Source organism: Vibrio sp. STUT-A11 (genome assembly GCF_026000435.1).
Classification (GTDB): Bacteria; Pseudomonadota; Gammaproteobacteria; order Enterobacterales; family Vibrionaceae; genus Vibrio.
Genome location: NZ_AP026763.1, coordinates 1321069 through 1340070 on the forward strand (window position 1 = coordinate 1321069; position 19002 = coordinate 1340070).

Below are 19002 nucleotides of genomic sequence, written 5' to 3' on the forward strand. Positions count from 1 at the left end.
GAAAAACCACGCTTCGGCGTGGTTTTTTTATGGGAGTCGTATGGCTACAGCACACGTTGCCGATCTTGTCACCACGATGCGTGCTGACACGGCCAAATTCGACAAAGATGTAGAAAATACCAAACAGCGCCTTCGGGGTTATACCACCGAAGCGAAGAAAAGCACCAAGCAAAACAGCTCGCTGTCTGACAGTTTCAAGCATGCATCAGGTCAGGCGGCGCAGTTACCTGGTCCGCTGGGTTCGATCAGTGGCCAGGTCGACAGCATGGTCGGCACGGTAACCAGTTTGGGGTTTGCCTGGACGGCGGCGGGTACCGCTGTGGCGGCGGCCATTGGTGCTTTCGCGGCTGGTTTACCGACCTTGGCTGAAACCGAGCGCCGCATGCTGCAGCAAGAGCAGTTGATCAAGGCGACGGGGTATTCCAGCGGTTACACCGCCACGCAGCTCGATGAGCTCGCGCGTTCGGTCGCGATGGCCACCCTAACCAGTACGCAGGAAGCCAGCAAGGCGATTGGTGTCATGCTGACGTTCCGCTCAGTGATGAACGACCAAAACAACACCTTTGAGCGCACCATCTATCTGGCGCAGGACATGGCCAGTGTCATGGGTGGCGATATCACCAGTGCGGCCAAGCAGCTGGGCAAAGCGTTAGAAATGCCGTCAACGGGCATGAGCGCGCTGAAAGAGTCTGGGGTGTCCTTTACTCAGGCCCAAATCGACATGGTGAAAGCCATGGAGGAATCAGGCCGAATTGCAGAGGCGCAGGCGTTCATTCTCGATGAGCTCGACAATCAAATTGGTGGTGCTGCAGGGGCCGAAGCAGGTGGTTTGATTGGTACGGTCGACACCTTTGGCCAGTCGGTTGAAGAAGCGTTTGAAGCCTTCGCTACCTGGACGGAGATGAAACCCGTTGTTCAGGACGTGATCAACGAAATCAATGAAGGCTTAAAAGTCGTTAAAGATTTCTTTGCGCCCACGACGACCGATGAAGCGTTAGACCTGATGTCTGAGCGCGTCAAAATCATGCACGAGATGAACAAGGCCACCAAAGAAGCCGGTGGCCAGCAGAACCTCGGCAGTTATTTTGGCTACACCAAAAGCGACTGGTTTAACGATCAGCGCCGTTTAACGGAAATTGATGCGCGCTTAAAAGAGCTGTCAGACGCGCGTGACCAACGATTAAAGGAAGAGAAAGAAGCACAAGAAAAAGCCGAGCAAGCCGCTGCCGATCGTCAAAAGCAACGTGACGCCGACAAGGCCGCGAGGGACAAAAAGCTCGCCGATGAAAAAGCTGAGAACGAGCGAAAGCATCGTAAGGCGAAAGAGGCCGCAGAGAAAGAGGCGGATGAGAAAGAGCGAGACCGAAAGCAGGCGCAAACTGACAGTTGGTTGGATCAGCTCAACCGTCGAATCCTGAGCGAACAAGACGCCTTAAAAGCGGCGAGGATGGACGAGGTAGACCGCCTCAATGAAGCCTACGAAGAGAAGTTGATCAGCGCTGAAGAGCATGAAGAAGCGATGAATGCGATCAGACAGCATTACTCTGAGCAGCGCCAAGAAATCATCAAGAAAGAGTTGGAGGCGCAGGAAGAGGAGCAAAAAGGCTTCTGGGATCGCTACTACGAATCGATGCAGGAATCGGCGACCAATACCGACGAACTGTGGCGCCAGACCTTCGACAACTTTACCACCGGCTTTGGTAATGCGTTTGCCTCCGCGATATTAGACAGCCAAAACGCGGGCGATGCGTTTAAGAACATGGCCAGAGGCATGGCGCAATCCATGCTCGCCGCGCTTGGTAAGATCATGGCGCAGCGACTGGTGATGTGGGCGCTGGAAAAAACGCTGATGAAAAGTGAGGCGGCTTCAGAAGTCACCCGCGTCACCTCAGAAGCCACGACTGCGTCAATTATGTCTGGCCTTCATGCTTACAGTTCCACTGCAGCGATCCCAGTATATGGTCCGGCAGCAGCGCCAGCTGCTGCAGGGGCTGCCGTTGCCGCCACCGCGCCTATGGTGGCTTCTGCCGTTTCCGCCGCTTCTGCTGGTTTCGCTGGTGCCTTTGATAATGGTGGTTATATTCCCGCTGGCCAATGGGGTGTGACGGGTGAATACGGTCCAGAAATCACCCTCGGGCCTAGCCATATCATGGGACGCAAACAGACCATGTCGATGCTGCAGCAGGCCAGCCAAGGCGACAGTCATTCAGGCCAAGCCAGTGTGGTTGTAAACCTGATTGAAGACGCCAGCCGCGCCGGCACCGTAGAGCAGTCGAACGATGGTGACCTGGTCACCTTAGACATTAAGGTCGCCAAGATCCTGCAGTCGTCATCCACTCAGACCTCGCAGGTCATGCAAACCCGATACAGGACTCAGCAATATGGCAGTTAAATTTACTTACCCCAGTATGTTGCCGGTGCCCTTGTTGTCTAGTTATAGCCTCAATCAGAAACCAGGCGTGATTGCGACCGATTTCAGCACTGGCCGAATGCGTACCAGGCAGTTGAAAGACCGCCCGAGCACCATGAAAGCGACCTGGCGTATTGAGGAATCAATGGCCGAGATGTTTGAAAGCGCGCTCGAAAACTGGCTGTTAGGTCGCTGGTTCCTGATCAAGATTAGGCTTCCACGAAGCGAACGCATGCAGGAAGTGGAAGCGCTGATCACCCAAGACCCCAGGGAGAACCGAAAGCCGACCAGTAACCACCTTACCCGATGGGATTACACCGGCGAATTGTTAATTAAACCGTTGCCACAAATGGATGAAGGCGCCTTGCTGGATGCCATGTATGCACCGAGCACCTTTGCTGAGCTGATCGCTCAATTAGAAACTACCATGACGGAGTTACCTTAATGTCCAGTTTTCCAGATTTATTAACCGCATTTGAAGAAGCGGTGGAAGCGCTTAAAATCAAATTGAGTCAGGACGAATCAGCTTCTGGCACTTATAACGGTGCACCTATCCAGTCAATCGCGAAAGACGTTGTGGATAGGTTTGCTGCATTATCTGCACTTGCGCAAGGTAGATTGACATATAAAACCAAAGCTGAAATGGATTTGGCAGGGGCACCTCCTGTTGATCAGTTGGCTGAAGTCTGGAATGACACTATTCCAGAATATAATGGTCTTTATGGCTGGGATGGAGCTGTTTGGGTTATTGCGCCTTATTCCAGCACTATCAATAAAATATTAAAGGATAACCGGACATCTCCCATTACAGGTAAAGCCGTCTGGGATATTCAAACATTACGTGCACTAGGTAAAAACCGATTCAGTAAAAATGACGCTGAGCGAGGGTACTTGCCGGTTTTAGCGCCATATGATGGCGTTGTCGTCGATGTGACGAATAAGGCTTGGACATCTGGTTTTATCTATGTGGGCGACCTTGATGTAGGGGATAAGTTATACATTAACGGTCTTGTTGGAGATTCTTATGCTCGTGCATATACATATTATGACAAAGATAAAAATGTTATTGATGATAGCTATCAGTCTCTGCCAGCTAACGCCACTCAAGGGATGGTAAACGGAAGAAAAACACAAGAAACGGTTTACTTCAGAATCACCATTGTGACTACCAAAGAGTCCGATACAACGGATATGAACAATGTTGCGATAGCAGCGAAAGAATATTTAACGGAGTATGAATCATTTTTCCCTGTCATTCATGAGTTGTTTGGGGCTCGGATAAACGCATCATTTGTAAATGATGACCCGACAGAGGAAAAGGATGCTGTTAACTTCGGATTTTTGGATAAAAACTACTCTAGGCGGGATGCATTTATAGGTAGAAATGGTGATAAAAACCTGCTGTATCTTCCAGATGTGGTTAATGGGTATTTACCTGTGTTAGCACCATTTGATGGGGGACTCATTGAGTCTGAAACTTATACAGCTACTGGCTTTTTTAGTATTGATCATTTGTCTGTGGCCAGTGATAGCCTTTGGTTTCATAAATTTAAGGGTTCGTATTCACGATATATTTATTTTTATGATGAGAATTTCCAGCCAGTACTAGACCCAAATAACCCACCACACGCTTACTATAAAAAATTCAGTGTCAATGAGGATGGAACACCTGTTGAAGTCGCAAACTTAAGACCTAGTGAAGACGCGGTTTATGCAAGGGTTACGCTTAATACTGAATCACCAACTGATGATACAGACACTAACGAAGTTGTAATTAATGGCACCGGAAACTATGTCTACGTTAAAGGTGAAAAAACCATTTCCAAAATCATGGGGAGAGAAGTGGATGCGACCAAATGTACCCAAGAACCAACCAGTGATGATGGCGTTGTAAATAAAGGGTATGGCGATAGAAACTACGGGAAAGGCAGTTTTGGTAAAGTTATTTCACCAGAAAACATGCTTTATATCCCGGACGTCATTTCAGGATATTTATCTGTAGTATCGCCATATGATGGCGCCATTCAAACAGACCCTAACTACCAAACCAGTGGGTTCTTTTCCATCGAGCACTTTTCATTAAGTGATTCATTTTATGTGAAGGGTCTCAATGGTGGATATTCACGGTATATTTATTTTTATGATAAAGACTTTAACCCTGTTCTTAACCCAAGCGATCCACCTAATGCGTATCGCAAATCATTACCGCAAGACTTAGACAGAAATACATGGTCAGTGTTAGCCAATTTCCGACCATCCAATGATGCTGTGTATGCAAGGATGACATTAATAACAGGTAAGAGTAATGATGATACTGATTTAAACGATGTGATCATTTCACACGAGCAACAAAATCAGTATGTCGTTGGGTACCAGTTATTAAATAGAATTTCTGAATTTAACATCATTGCCGAAAAAGTGATGAAAGAACCGCAAGCTGACTTTGATATCGTCAATTTAAAGACACTAAAAGAGTGGCTTAATAGTAGTGGTTTTAATGGTAAGTACTTAGCCACTCTAGGAGATTCAATCACAGCGGGTGACAGTAACTGGCCAAAATTTGCCAGCAGTATTCTTGGCATGTCGCATGAAAACTTTGCTGTAGGCGGTGGGCATTGGGAAGACTTTGGGGCTATAGAAGATGATCCTCGGTGGTTTCGTATTCAGGTTGATAATCTCTTAGCGTCTAGTCAGAACCCTGATGTGATTGTAATTGCGATGGGTACAAACTCATTGTTTGCTCCTAAAGGGGATTTTCAAACACAAATGGACGCTGCCTTCGCTGATATTGATACGACGGTTGTTTATGGTGGCATGCGCAATGGATTAGAGCGAATACGAATTCAGTATCCAACAGTGCCTGTCTTTCTAACCACTCCCATTCAACGTGTTGCATCAGCTCCAAATTCAACCGAAATGATAAACATGGTTGAAGCCATTAAAAAGGTGGGTGAGTGGTATGGGTGTGAAGTATTTAACTGTCACTCTGATGTTCAAATACTCCATCAAATTGAAAAAACGACGCCTACTTTTTTACCTGACGGCCTTCATCCTAATGATGCAGGTTCAGAAATTCAGGGCTGCTATATTGCGAGCAAGATAAAGTCATCTACTGCATTTTATGGTGGTTAACATGAAAGCAATAGAAGCCGAAAGCGCCAGTGGTGAGCATTCCATTACCGCCTAACACTCGCCGCGCCATCGATGTCTGATGGCGCGTAGCGAATCGCCATGGCACTCATGATTTAGTCCATTCTTAAAACGAGATCTTTCCTATGTCTCAAGCCCTAAAGCAATACCACGCCAGTGCTGGACCTGATGACAAGCTGATCACCCTGCAATTATCCTCAACCGCTTTTGAAACTCGTTATCTGGTGGCGGCGTTTGAGGATGTTACTGCCGCCCTGGAAGATGCCACTTTGGTGACTTTCGAGGCGTATGGGTTGTCAGTGAGTCTGCCTAAGTCGGCCACGGGTGCCGAAATGGAATTGCAGTTCGGTCTCGATAACGTCACCGGTGAAGCGCGCCAGCTGATAGAGTCGGCGCGCCAATCCGGCGCGGATGTGTTTATTACCTTGCGCGAGTATATGGCCTCGGATCTGACGGCGCCCGCTTCCAAACCGATAAAATTCAAAGCCACCAAAGCGGCGACCACACGCACCAATTGCTCGGTTTCCGCTGGTATCGGCTATCTCAGCAACAGCGCCTGGCCCCGCCCCCGATTTACCGTCGAGTACGCCCCTGGTTTGGCGACCATCTCGTAATAATTGAAAAAGGTTCTCTATGAACGCAGAGGAAATTATCAGCACGGCGCTGCGCGTCTCTTATGTGCCAGGTGGTCGCGATCTGGATGGTTGGGATTGCTATGGTTCCGTGCGTTGGCTCTATCACCAACTCACAGGTGTTTTAATGCCTGAGTTTCCCGCGATCAGCCACAAAGAATCCATGAGTACCCAGCGCGCAGCGTGGGCGGTGCATGACCACGTCGAAGAGTGCGAGTTTCAGCCATTGGCCCTGGCGGCGCAATACAAAGGCCGCCGTTGGGTCCATATCGGTTTGGTTCTGCCCGATCGCCGCATTATTCACGCCTTTGACGACAGCAATAAAACCACTATCCACCGGCGCAGCATGTTTGAAATGCTCGCGCCGGTGACCAAGTATTACCAATGGAAAGACCAAGATGGCCAAATTGATTGTTTATCCTGACGCGGCCGATGTGACCGTTCGAGAAGAAAACCCTATCCATGAACCCACATTCAAAGCCTATCTTGATCGTCATGTCCCTGGTTGGGATAAAGGGCCGACGGGGCATAAGTTAAAAACGCCTCGCTTTGTGGCTACGATTAATGGTCAGGAATTTAACCCGAAAGACTGGGGCGACAGGGTGTTGATGGACAGTGACGCCATTGACGTTGTTATCCCACCTAAAGGAATTGATCCGGTCTCATGGGCGTTTATCGCCGTCGCGGCGCTTACCGCGGCGTATTCCGTTTACACCATGAACAACATGAACCAGATGGGCTCTAACTCCAGCACGGTACCCACCGGAAAAAACATCTATGACATTAACGTCCAGGTGAATAAGGCAGAACTAATGGGTGTCCGACCGGAGTGGTTTGGCCGTCATCAGTCCGTGCCGAGTTACCTTTGCAGTCCGTATAAGTATTACAACGAGAACAATGAGCAGGTTCTCGCTCTGATGCTGCATGTGGGCGAAGGGCATTACCAGATATCCTCAACCGGATTGACCATTGCTGGCACGCCCATCAGCCGCCTGAGTGATGATGCGAACTGGCAATTGTTTGGCCCTGGTGAGGATGTCACCACGCATGAGGCCCATAAGAACATCTACACCGCTGAAGAGGTCGGCGGGACGGACAGCGCCAGCGGTCTGGACTTTATCGGCCCTAGCACCTCGGTAAACGTGAGTGTTGAAGATGATAAGTCCGTCATTCTGAGTGAAAACACCGTACTGGTTCAGGATCGCTTTTCTCGTACCAGTTATTACGGCGACGGCGACCGAGAGACCACCTACTACTGGAAAAATAAAAATCTGAAATGGGACGATGGCACCACATTTACCATTACGGGCATTTCATCCACGTCAGTGCTGATTGATGACATTGTCGAGATTGTCGATAGCGGTAACGATGGCACGACCGGTGAACCCCTGCCGGATAAGATTATCGGTAAAGGGTTTAGCGTCCTTAGCGTCAATCAGGAAGTTCAGCTATCTGGCGCAGGTTCGAATGATTCCACCTATTTGGCGGTGCCTCTGTCAGACACGGAGCTGACTTTTAAAGACCTGGAAGGTAATGACGTTACTGACCTAACGCCAGCGCCAAGTGTAACGGTTAAGATCACGACAACCAGCACAGATGATGGTCTTTACCAGGTCGTTTCTACCGACGCTAATTATCAGATGACGGTGATCCGCGTCGGGGATGAAGGTTGGGCCGGCTTTGCTGGCGGAACGTATACCAGCGGGATCTCATTGGATGTAACCAGTGACACGTTGCCCGATTATCAGCTGGGTCCTTATGTGGGGTGCCCTGAAGGTTATACCACCGATTATATTGAAATCGATATGCTGCGCAGTTCTGGGTGGGGGCGATACGACAGCAAAGGCCGGTTGCAAAACCACACGGTGGACTGGGAGATCTGGGTCCGTGATGCCGATATCGGGGAGCTCGATGACTGGCAAGTGTTCCCAGTCACCTATACAGAAAAGAGTTTTGACCAGGTTGGTCAAACGCACTCGATCACGCTACCAAGCGCGATACGCCCCGAGGTAATGTTGGTCAGGAAAACCAAATCGTATGATGACTCAAAGTACCTGGATAAACTTCAGTGGATGCGTTTAAAGAGCAAGCTGCCCACGGCAAGCAGCTACGAGACCAGCACCACGCTGGCCATCTCGATTCGTTCTGATTCCAACCTTTCCTCATCGGCCACCAACAAGTTCAAGGTATTGCAAACCCGAAAACTGCCGGTACCCGATGGGGCGGGCGGTTGGACCGAAGAGCTTTACGCCACCCGAGACATTGCCCCTGCAGTGCGCTATATCGTGCATCAGTCTGGCGGATCGGATGATGACATCGATATTGATGAACTGCTGTGGATGCACGAAAACGTGTGGTCGCCAAACGAGGAATATTTCGACGGCGGCTTTGTCGATGACGGGACCGTTTACTCTGCACTGAAAACCGCTTTGCAGGCAGGCATGGCCGAGTTTTGTTTTGATATTGGCAAGATCCTGCCCAAGAGGCTATTTGAGAAAACCGACGCAGGTCATGTCTACACACCGGACATCATGAAAGGGGACGGGTTAACCATCACCACCACATTGTATGATCCCGACCAGAACGAGGGGTTAACGGTGTATTACATGGACCCGACAGACTGGACAACGAGCAGCGTTAAATGTTGGCTTGGCGATAAGAACGCGATCACCAAATGGGGAGAGCTGGAGCTAACCAAAGGCGTGACGTCAAGAACGCGCGCCTGGCGCATTGGCATGCGCATGCTGCGCCGTACTCAGGGTGAAAAAATCAATTACTCGTTCAGTACGGAAATGGACGCGCTCAATAGCACCTATTTGGACTATGCCGAGCTGTGTGATGATCTGCCAAACTTTGGCCAGTTCGGTGAAATGGTCGACTGGCAGGTGGTTCCCAAGGGCAACGATGAGTTTGTTACAAAAATCACAGTGGATCGGGACTTAGAATGGACGGTGGGGGAATCTCACTACATGACCGTTCGACGTCATGACGGCACAGGCAATGGCCCGTTTGTCGCGACAAAAGTGAGTGACAGGGTGGTGATGCTTGATGGCCTGCTGGACTTTATCCCCAACCTAACCGGACAGATTGAGCCGCCGCTTTGGTTGTTTGGGGATGCGACCCGCTATTCCGAACCCGCCGTGATCACTTCGATAACGCCCAGCGTCAAAAATGACACCACGACCTGCAGTGTTAAAGCCACCAATTACGTATCGGATATGTTTAAAGACGATAATAACCTCCCGCCCGCAGAAGGGGTTACATGGTGGGAGTAACAAATGGGGCAAATTTGGGGCATTAGTGGGGCAAATTAAGCATGCAATTTTGAAGATTTAAGGGTTTCTGTGATCATTTAAGAATTGAAGGTGAGTAATTAGATGTGATTCTATTCTATTTAAGTTCTTGATTTAAAGCAATTTATTTTGATTTCACCAATTGCGGTGCACTTTTGTGGTTGACATGATGAACTGCAGTATAGATTTGCGTGGTTTTTACATCTGAGTGCCCTAACTGCTCCTGAACTGTTCTAATATCGGCACCTGATTCGAGTAGATGAGTGGCAAAGCTATGTCTTAGCGTATGGCATGTTACTGATTTGTCAATATCAGCATCTTGAGCTGAACGCTTAACGGCTCTTTGAATTGCACTTTCATTGATATGGTGTCTGCGTAACTCTCCCGTTTCCCGATCAATACTTAGCTTTGCGGATGGAAAAAGAAAATGCCAGTTAAAGTCCAAATGCGCGTTTGGGTATTTACGTTGTAGACCCTCAGAAATATATACACCTGCGTAGCCAGGCATGTGACAATCTTTTTGATAATAACTTCTAGCGAGATCCACTTGTGCTTTTAGGGGAGAATGTAGCTCTTTTGCTAATGTCACCGTACGGTTCTTTCCGCCTTTACCTTGCCAGACACGGATTGCACCATAATCATAATCAATGTCCTGAATTCTTAATCTTAAGCACTCCATCAGTCGAAGCCCGGAACCATAGAGCAGAAGCGTATGAAGCTTGTATTTTGGGTCGATATGTTGAACAAACCGACGGATCTCATCTCGTGTTAATACGACTGGTAGTTTTCTCTCCGTAAGTGATTTTTGAAATCGCATATCTAGTGAAAGAGGTGTCTGGAAGAAATCTCGGTATAGAAATACAATGGCACTAAGAGCTAAAGCTTGGGTTTTTACAGCAACTTTATCTTTGACGGCAATGTGACTAAGAAACTCAGTTACGTGCTCTTCTGATAATTTAGATGGATGTACGAGCTGATGAAAAACAATATAGCGCTTAATCCAAAATAGATAGCTTTCGATCGTTTTATTCGAATAATGACGTAGTAGCATATATTCTTTTACACTAAGAAAAAATAGGGATTTCATAATGGCATTAGTACTGTTTACTTATACAGGATTGGTAATTTAGCACCCTACAGCTAATTAACGTGCTTTTCGCCGACTAATTGCGTGTTTACGCGCTCATATTCATACCTCATCTCTATATTTTTCATAAAGATAAGTGCTATTATGCATGAATATTCTTAACAGAAATAAGGCGTTGTTTAGTCTGAAAGGCTGCAAAAAGCCATATAGAAAGCGTTAAGTTTCTAATGGAGGTTACGTGTATAACAATATAGAAGAAGCAATGCTTGGGCTTTCTGTTTGGAAAAAGCACCTGCGAACTTCAGTTAATCCAATATCTAAAAATATTGCATATAAACCAACATTTGATGCTGATTACTATCGAGAATCCGTTCTATACAGATTCATTGAACTCACTGAATCTGCTTATCTACTCTACGAAAAAAATTTACTTGTAGGCTCAGTCGTTTCGGCTAGAGCCGCGCAAGAAACCTTAGCTGTCGCATGGTTTATAAATTCAAAGTTAGAGCATCTGACAAAAACAAAAGACCTTAATCATTTTAGTGAAATAATGAGGCGCTTAATTGTTGGGTGGTCAAATGATGAAGAGTTCCCAGAAAAAATTAATGTGTTTAAATGTATCGACTCAGTAGATAAAGTTTTGGAAGGAAAATTCCGCAGACATTACGAAATGCTATGTGAGTATGCACATCCAAATTACAGCGGCACGTTTGGCGCTTATGGTGCTCCCAATCATAAAACACTTGAAGTAACCTTTGGGGGTTACCCGAGGTCATGCGAAACACTAAAAAGTCATATTGAATCAACTCTTATTATTTGTATTTCTTTGTTGGATTCAATTCAAGAAAAGTATGAAGCTGTAATTAATTCAGCACTAGATGCCTGTCATGAACTCCACGAGAATGGAACACTCAAAGATCAGATGCAATGAAACTTAACAAACTGTTTAAGAGTGATTCGCAACGCGTGGCATTTTTACTATGCGTTGGTTTTAGTGTTTAAGGTGGTATGCAGCAGCACCGGTATTGCGTTGCTCACACCTTAACAGGGCGTTAGAAATTATCGGGTAACTATGGACGAATATCTAAAAATTGGGGCAACTATCATTGCTGCTCTTGGCGGAAGTGGTGCCATTATTCTTGGGTTGTCAAATTACTTAGGAAAAATTTGGGCAAACCGGTTAATGGTAAAAGAAAAAGCCGAACATGATCGAGAGCTGGAGAAACTAAGAACTGAGTTACATCAAGAGAGCCAGCAAAATTTAGCCAAACTCAACAGTGAGATCGAAATTTATAAGCAAACCCAACTCAGAGAGCACAATGATAAGTTGTTGATCTATCGAGCTACGATTGACTTGGTGGCTACAATGCTGGCAAAAGTAGAAATGATTGTTCTTAGAAATAAGCAGCAACTAACAGCACAAGAAGCAGAGCAATTCGAAACAGAGCGCCTAAAGATTTATGGGTATCTAGCAATGATAGCGCCGCAAGAAGTGATGGATGCCAATGATGTATTCATAGATCAGTTATTAGCTGTTGTATTTGACGGTAAGTCTGTTAGTTGGGAAGTTATTAGGTCTAAGGCTCTTAATTTGACCAACGCAATGCGCAAAGACATTGGGATCGACAAGTCTGAAGTGTCATATAACGGTGAAAGATAATTCTAACAAATTGTTCAAGAGTGATTCGGCACGCGTGGCATTTTTACTATGCGTTGGGTTTAGTGGTTAAGGTGGTATGCGGTGGCTTCAGTATTGCGTGCCTCACACCTTAACAAGGCGTTAGTACTGGATTGGCATCAACGGTAAAATTTTCGGAGTTTATCGTTTTTTTTCCTAACTTTACACCTGGTCAAATGTGCCTTTCACGTTCTTTCCGGTGGCACTATATGAGTGGTGTTCGCGTTGATTTCACCGTTTACGGTTTCTAACTTTCGGGTTATTTCTCTGGTGCGGCTTCTTTGGTGTTGAGGGATTTTCGTCAAAAAACGAGTTTCTTTGGCGCGGTTGTTTAGTTCTAAAGCTCGTCTTCTTTGCTAATTTGAACACGGAGAAAATAGGGCAGTAAAGCAAGTTTTTCTTCTATCCAACTTGCGTTTTGAGATTGAGTTCAAGTTTGGTAGTTGTCTGTTTGGCTTCAGCGTTTTAAGCCAAAGGTTTCATGCTATATTTCAATATCTTGGAGTGTGCCAAAGGATTTAGGGGCAGCGTACTAACAAACAATTCAAGAGGGATTCGTAACGCGTGGCATTTTTACTATGCGTTAATTTTAGTGATTAAGGTGGCTTGCGGTGGCATCGGTGTTGCGTTACTCACCCCTTAATTGGGCGTTATGTTTGATCGTGATTTTATGGAAAAGGAGTAATAATTGGAAAGCTTAGTGACGATAATGAATGAGGTTATAAACAAAATACCTGATAATTTTTTCCAAATCTTGGCGGGGATATTGGGAGTCTTAGCTTACCTAGCTATATTTGGCTTACTGTTGAGAAATTCCAGAACTAGAGATGCAATTCTGCAAGTTTCTAGTTTAGCCAGAGGTATTGTTTCTCTATTGTTTATCATTGACCCAATTGATAAGTCTAAGCATAAAGACTCTGATGTGGTAACTCCAAAAATGGAAAAGGAGGTTATTCGTGAGTTGTTGGATAAGGGGCTGACTAAAAAAATTATTCAGGCTGACCTAGAAAACTATTGTAATGAGAAGGTCGATGCAAAAGTTCGAGAAAGTTTATGGTCAAACAATGAGCTTTCTGAAAGCTTTAGAATGCGGCTTCAAAAACAAGAGCTTTCTTCAAACCATTTGCATAAAACGTTAATGTCGGAGCAACACAACTCAGCATCTATGAAGTCTAGGCTTACTAACCTGTTCATTTTGTTTACGTTGGTAATGTTGGGTGCTAATTTCGTTTATGGTAATGATGTATCAGATACTAATAAAATACTGGTTGGTATTACTTACATTACGTTGAGCTCTTTTCTAATATTTATTATCCGAACATCTCACCAAAGAAGCGCTATGTTGATAGCTATTCAAGAAGACCTAAAAAAACAAAGCGAATTAGTCGATTTCTTCTCTAATTATAAGAAAGGTAAAGATCTCACTGAGCATGACATTGAGTTTCTTAAAATGCTTATGGTTAGTCGTGCTGAGCGGGAAACTCGTGCCAATCACCCGTTCGAAGTCGTTTTGAAAAATGTAAGTGGCTCAAATATACAACTTGGTAAAAGCTCAATAAAGCTTGGGCAAGGTAAACCAAGTGGTAATCAAACATAACAAGCAATTTAAGAGGGATTCGCAACGCTCGGCATTTTTGCTTCTACTTCAAATTTAGTGTTTATGGCACAATGCTTTAGGTTTGGGTGGAGGCGTTGTTCACCCCTTAATTGGGCGTTAGCCGTCCCCACAACCATTAGCCAACGTTAAAGTTGCAAAATGAGTAAAAAGGGTATAGGTTTTACTCATGTTGAAATTTGAATTTGATGAAAATAAAAGCAGGTCAAACTTTGAAAAACATGGAATTGATTTCTATACAGCTCAAGGTTTGTGGAACGATTCTGATCTTATCGAGATCCCTGCAAATACGAGTGATGAACCTAGGTATTTAGTCATCGGTATGTTAAATGGCAAGCACTGGTCTGGCGTTATTACATATCGTGGGTTAAATATTAGGATCATTTCGGTCAGGCGTTCACGAAAAGCGGAGGTGAACTTATATGAAAGCGCATGAGTTTGATGCCAAGTTTGAAAGTGACGATGACATTTTAGGTGATCTAGACTTATCTAAAGTTAAGCGTCCTATGCAAAAACAGAAGCGGGTAAACGTTGATTTTCCAGCATGGATGTTAGAGTCACTAGACCGTGAAGCTAGCCGAGTAGGCGTTACACGACAGTCGATCATTAAGATTTGGCTAGCTGAAAGGCTTGAAAATGTAGCCCATCACCAAGCTTCAAACTAAACGGCTAACAAAGCATTTAAGAGTGATTCCCAACGCATGGCATTTTTCATTCCATCGTTGGGTTTCGTGTTTATGGCACAATGATGTAGTACCGTGGTAGCGTTGCTCACACCTTAATGCGGCGTTAGGTTAAAGAGAAACTTGATGGAAATAGTTAACATTTTATTAGGTGCAGGTATCGCTAGCATCGTACCAGTATTAACTCTGGTTCTAAGTAACTCAAGATGGAAAAAAGAGAAACGGATAGACCACTTGCGTCGAAAGTATGAGAAATTGGAGAAAGTTTATATAGCTGTTAATGAAGCTCTACCTAAAGCAGTTGTAGATAACAGCTATCCGAGTCATATAACTAGCCTGATCACGACACATGGTTCTGAAGAAGTTAAGAAAGTATTTTGGGATTTTATGTCGATCAAAGGTAAAACGGATGAACAGAGGAAAACTTTCATATTTTCAATGAGTTCTGCTACAAACAAACACCTTTTAGAAATAGATAAGAAAATTGAAGATATTTTAACCTAACAAAGCGTTTAAGACAGATTCGCAACGCTTGGCATTTTCGGTTTGCTTTGAATTTAGTGTTTACGGAACAATTCTTTAGGTAGGGTGGTGGCGTTGCTCACTACTTAACGCGGCGTTATAGCTCTGGTCAGCTTCTCACTCCCAAATTAAATTGCTACGTTATTCACGTATAGTTTGCTTTCCATACGTTACTTGCGTACACTTTGCTTATGAAAAGTGTATTTGTTGAATCAACCATATTTGAAAAGTACCGAAATGAATACCTCAGTGACGAGGAGTTTCGACTGTTCCAAGCTGAACTTATGTCGAACCCGAAGCAAGGTGACGTAATTCAAGGTACAGGTGGTTTGCGGAAGATTCGAGTTGCAAGCAAAGGTAAGGGCAAGCGTGGTGGTTCACGTGTTATCTATTACTTCCTCGATGAAAAGCGTCGTTTCTATTTGCTGACCATTTACGGCAAAAATGAAATGTCAGACTTAACCGCAGATCAAAAGAAACAGTTAAAGACTTTTATGGAGGCGTGGCGCAATGAGCAATCGTGACCTATTTGCAGAACTAAGTTCAGCACTTGTTGAAGCTAAGGAGCATTCAGAGGGTAAAGTAACTCTGAAAACGCACCAAATTAATGACATCAGCGAGTTAAACATCTCGCCTGATGAAATTGTTAGTATTCGTGAGCAATTTAATATGTCTCGTGGTGTATTTGCACGTTTGCTACATACATCATCACGTACATTAGAAAACTGGGAGCAGGGGCGTAGCGCACCAAATGGGCAAGCTGTTACTCTTCTAAAATTGGTACAGCGTCACCCAGAAACTCTGTCGCACATCGCAGAGCTATAACAAACAATTTAAGAGTGATTCCCCACGCTTGGCATTTTTGGTTTGGGTTCAGTCCAGTGTTTATGGCGTCCAAATTAAGTGTTGTGGTCGCGTGGCTCACACCTTAATTGGGCGTTAACTTACTGCATATAAATCAGCGTTTTAAAGCTGGTTTGAAATCTGATTTTTACATCAATCAACGTGCTTGTGTAAGTTGCTTGCGAAAGCGTCAAAAGTTGTCAAAGTTCTTCAGGGTTCAGGGTTCAGGGTTCAGGGTTCAGGGTTCAGGGTTCAGGGTTCAGGGTTTTTAGTTGGTGCTATTGGCAATGGTGAGCGGCGAAAATAGCAATTCCAATCCAAGCATCGGTGGGTGAATTTCCGTGAGACTCTCAGGACGGCATTAATGGCCTAAACTCAAGCCAGTTCAAAGTTCGGCGTGGTTCCAAGGAAAGTTTCACTTTTCAGTTGTAGAATTACTTAGTAAACAGGCTAAAGTATTGAAAGTAATAAGTTAACAAGGCGTTCAAGAGGGACAGTCAACGCGTGGCGAATTTGGTTCAAATGTTGGCATTTGTGTTTACGGTGGTAAATTGAAGTTTGGTGGTAGCGCGTTGCTGCCCCTTAACGCGGCGTTAGTACTGGATTGGCATCAACGGTAAATTTTCGGGGGTTATCGGTTTCTTTTCCTTGCTTTACACCTGAAGTAATGTGCCTTTCACGTTCTTTCCGGTGGCACTATATGAGTTGTGTTCGCGTTGATTTCACCGTTTACGGTTTCTAACTTTCGGGCTATTTCTCTGGTGTGGCTTCTTTGGAGTTGAGAGATTTTCGTCAAAAAACGAATTTCTTTGGTGAGGTTGTTTAGTTCTGAAGCCCGTCTTCTTTGCTAATTGGAAAATGGTGAAATAGGGCAATTAAGCAAGTTTTTCTTCTCGCCAACTTGCGTTTTGAGAGTGAGTTCTAGTTTGGCAGTTGTCCCTTTAGCTTCCGCGTTTTAAGCTTCAGTGTTCGTGCTATATTTCAATATCTTGGCGTGTGCCAAAGGCTTTAAGGGCAGCGTACTAACAAAGCGTTTAAGAGGGATTTGGCACGCGTGGCATTTTTGGTTTGCAGTGGGTTCAGTGTTAAAGGCACTGTGCGGTAGCTTTGGTGTTGCGTGCCGGCACCCCTTAACGCGGCGTTATATTCTCGAGAGGAATTTCATGATTAGGGAAATCACAAAGTCAGATTTTTAGTCGTTTTGGCCAACCTTTGCTGAGGTTATTCAGGCTCAAGAAACCTATGCGTTCGACCCTGATATGACGCAAGAACAGGCGTTTTCTTTATGGTGTCAGACGCCACTAAAAGCCTATGTATTCGTTGAAAATAATGAAGTTCTTGGTACTTATTACATTAAGCCGAATGCAATGGGGCCAAGCAGTCATATCTGTAATTGTGGTTATATGGTATCAAGTGAAGCGAGAGGTAAAGGTATTGCTCGCCGCTTGTGTGAACACTCGCAACAGAAAGCAATTGAGCTTGGCTTTGAAGCAATGCAATTTAACAGTGTTGTGTCCACGAATGTAGTGGCAGTTAAACTGTGGGAAAAGCTTGGATTCAGTATTGTAGGGACGATCCCCAAGGCATATAAACATACTCAATTGGGGCTCGTTGATAGCTACGTCATGTACAAATGGCTACGAATATAACAAAGCGTTTAAGGCAGATTCGCAACGCTTAGCATTTTCGGTTTGCTTTGAATTTAGTGGCTACGGCACAATGGTTTAGGTTAAGTGTTTATGTTGCTCACTACTTAACGCGGCGTTAGTTGCCAACGAGGTAAACGCAGCCAAAACAGAATGTTCAGGGTTAATGCCCGTGTGTTTTTGGTTAGGTTGACGTATTTCAATTTTAGTTCTTTGGGTTTGAAAAACTCGTAGTTCATTTTGTCGCGTTTTGGATTTACTGTTTTAAAAACCGGATTACTGGTTGAGAGTCAGCTCTGTAACATTGTTTGTCCAAAGGAGCTTTTTGGTGTTGTTAGACCGTTTTCTACGGCGTTGTAAATTCCAAGTGGTTTCAGTGACAGGCACTTTGAAACTACGCCTGATTTGAGTTTCTTAAAACACGTAAAGCTAGTGTTGGCAAAGCGGCAATCCACTTCATATCAAAGCTTTAAGTTTGGCAACTAACAAAGCATTCAAGAGGGATTCACAACGCTTGGCAGTTTTGGTTTGAATCAACTTTAGCGTTTACGGCACAATAGCTTAGGTTGGGTGGTGGCGTTGTTCACCCCTTAATGCGGCGTTATGCCGTTAGAGATATTGTGATAGAGGTAAGTGAATTGAGTTCGACAAAAGATTACTTATTCGAGATGCAAGAGCTACACGCTGATGAGTGGATCAGAGAAAGATTGAGCGATGACTCGCTTGATGAAGACTCAGAGGAATATCAGGAGTTAGCAGAAGAGTATTCGAATTACCAAGAACATTTACGTGAAGAAGCTGAATGGCAGGCGGAGTTGCGATGGTTGAAAGATAATGGGTCATCAAACATTCACAACATATTTGTTCGCGAACTTGATGCTTTGAGAATCATGTTTGATAGTAACGTCAATAACCCTCAAAAAATGGCTTTTATACTCCATACAAACATTGCTGTAAAAATGTCATATGCATATGCGGTTACACTGCTTGAGTCATACTTAGGTGACACCTTACGAGCTCTCATTTCTCAAGATGAACAGTTTTTAAAAAATGCCTTACGCAAATTCAAAGTGCTTAAAAGCGTTAAACTAACTGATGTAGTTGAAACAGATTTAGACGTTAAATCCCTAGTTTTAAGATATGTCAGTGACGTCCTATACCACAATATCCCAAATGTCGTAGAAATGTATGAGCAAGTCTTAGGTGTTAAACTTGAAATTGATATATCTAAAGTAGTTAAAATTACAAAGTTAAGACACGATATTGTTCATCGAAATGGCAGAAATGTTGATGGCAGTACGATTAGTGTAGGTGCCCAAGATTTTACCCAAGCAATTAGCGATATCAAAGAGTTTACAGGAGCACTGCAACGAGCCATCAATGACAATCAAACGGCATAACAAACTGTTTAAGAGTGATTCGCAACGCGTGGCATTTTTACTA

At 44.7% G+C, this 19002-nt stretch carries 17 protein-coding genes; 16 read left to right on the forward strand and 1 reads right to left on the reverse strand.

Annotated elements, in window-relative coordinates:
- Positions 1-40: 40 nt before the first annotated feature.
- The 6 genes from OO774_RS06245 (at position 41) to OO774_RS06270 (ending at position 9467) form a co-directional block, all read left to right on the forward strand.
- Positions 41-2392 (forward strand): phage tail length tape measure family protein, encoded by a 2352-nt coding sequence (locus OO774_RS06245; RefSeq protein ID WP_264905594.1) that lies wholly within the window; start codon positions 41-43, stop codon positions 2390-2392.
- Positions 2382-2855 carry a hypothetical protein gene (locus tag OO774_RS06250; protein WP_264905596.1) on the forward strand — a complete coding sequence of 158 codons (474 nt, stop codon included), beginning with the start codon at positions 2382-2384 and terminating at the stop codon, positions 2853-2855. Before OO774_RS06245 ends, OO774_RS06250 begins: the two co-directional genes overlap by 11 nt.
- On the forward strand, positions 2855-5542 hold the full coding sequence (locus tag OO774_RS06255; RefSeq protein ID WP_264905598.1) for an SGNH/GDSL hydrolase family protein: 2688 nt from the start codon (positions 2855-2857) through the stop codon (positions 5540-5542). Before OO774_RS06250 ends, OO774_RS06255 begins: the two co-directional genes overlap by 1 nt.
- Before the next feature lie 143 nt (positions 5543-5685).
- Positions 5686-6174 carry a DUF1833 domain-containing protein gene (locus OO774_RS06260; protein WP_264905600.1) on the forward strand — a complete coding sequence of 163 codons (489 nt, stop codon included), beginning with the start codon at positions 5686-5688 and terminating at the stop codon, positions 6172-6174.
- 19 nt (positions 6175-6193) lie between these two features.
- Positions 6194-6616, forward strand: a complete 423-nt coding sequence (locus OO774_RS06265) for an NlpC/P60 family protein (protein ID WP_264905602.1) — start codon at positions 6194-6196, stop codon at positions 6614-6616.
- The gene (locus OO774_RS06270; RefSeq protein WP_264905604.1) at positions 6591-9467 is read left to right on the forward strand and encodes a host specificity factor TipJ family phage tail protein; all 2877 of its coding nucleotides are present in this window, start codon (positions 6591-6593) and stop codon (positions 9465-9467) included. The genes OO774_RS06265 and OO774_RS06270 overlap by 26 nt, the downstream gene beginning before the upstream one ends.
- A 142-nt stretch (positions 9468-9609) precedes the next feature.
- Here the strand turns inward: OO774_RS06270 and OO774_RS06275 are convergent, their stop codons facing one another.
- Positions 9610-10572, reverse strand: coding sequence for an integron integrase (locus OO774_RS06275; RefSeq protein WP_264905606.1), 963 nt, complete (start codon positions 10570-10572; stop codon positions 9610-9612).
- Positions 10573-10810: 238 nt separating this feature from the next.
- Between OO774_RS06275 and OO774_RS06280 the strand changes: the two genes are divergently transcribed.
- From OO774_RS06280 to OO774_RS06345, 10 genes are all read left to right on the forward strand, one after another.
- Positions 10811-11503, forward strand: a complete 693-nt coding sequence (locus tag OO774_RS06280) for a hypothetical protein (protein WP_264905608.1) — start codon at positions 10811-10813, stop codon at positions 11501-11503.
- A gap of 141 nt (positions 11504-11644) precedes the next feature.
- Entirely contained in the window at positions 11645-12232 is a 588-nt protein-coding gene (locus OO774_RS06290; RefSeq protein WP_162048022.1) for a hypothetical protein, read from the forward strand.
- Positions 12233-12938: 706 nt separating this feature from the next.
- Positions 12939-13847, forward strand: a complete 909-nt coding sequence (locus OO774_RS06305) for a hypothetical protein (RefSeq protein WP_264905614.1) — start codon at positions 12939-12941, stop codon at positions 13845-13847.
- 187 nt (positions 13848-14034) lie between these two features.
- On the forward strand, positions 14035-14301 hold the full coding sequence (locus OO774_RS06310; RefSeq protein ID WP_264905616.1) for a BrnT family toxin: 267 nt from the start codon (positions 14035-14037) through the stop codon (positions 14299-14301).
- Positions 14288-14530 (forward strand): BrnA antitoxin family protein, encoded by a 243-nt coding sequence (locus OO774_RS06315; protein ID WP_264905618.1) that lies wholly within the window; start codon positions 14288-14290, stop codon positions 14528-14530. Before OO774_RS06310 ends, OO774_RS06315 begins: the two co-directional genes overlap by 14 nt.
- Positions 14531-14674: 144 nt before the next feature.
- Positions 14675-15052, forward strand: coding sequence for a hypothetical protein (locus OO774_RS06320; RefSeq protein WP_264905620.1), 378 nt, complete (start codon positions 14675-14677; stop codon positions 15050-15052).
- 209 nt (positions 15053-15261) lie between these two features.
- Positions 15262-15594 carry a type II toxin-antitoxin system RelE/ParE family toxin gene (locus OO774_RS06330; protein ID WP_264905622.1) on the forward strand — a complete coding sequence of 111 codons (333 nt, stop codon included), beginning with the start codon at positions 15262-15264 and terminating at the stop codon, positions 15592-15594.
- Positions 15581-15895: a DNA-binding transcriptional regulator gene (locus tag OO774_RS06335; RefSeq protein WP_089202944.1), complete on the forward strand. Its 315-nt coding sequence runs from the start codon at positions 15581-15583 to the stop codon at positions 15893-15895. The genes OO774_RS06330 and OO774_RS06335 overlap by 14 nt, the downstream gene beginning before the upstream one ends.
- 1241 nt (positions 15896-17136) lie before the next feature.
- Positions 17137-17562 carry a GNAT family N-acetyltransferase gene (locus OO774_RS06340; RefSeq protein ID WP_264906077.1) on the forward strand — a complete coding sequence of 142 codons (426 nt, stop codon included), beginning with the start codon at positions 17137-17139 and terminating at the stop codon, positions 17560-17562.
- A 617-nt stretch (positions 17563-18179) separates the two neighbouring features.
- Entirely contained in the window at positions 18180-18959 is a 780-nt protein-coding gene (locus OO774_RS06345; protein ID WP_264905625.1) for a hypothetical protein, read from the forward strand.
- Positions 18960-19002 lie beyond the last annotated feature (43 nt).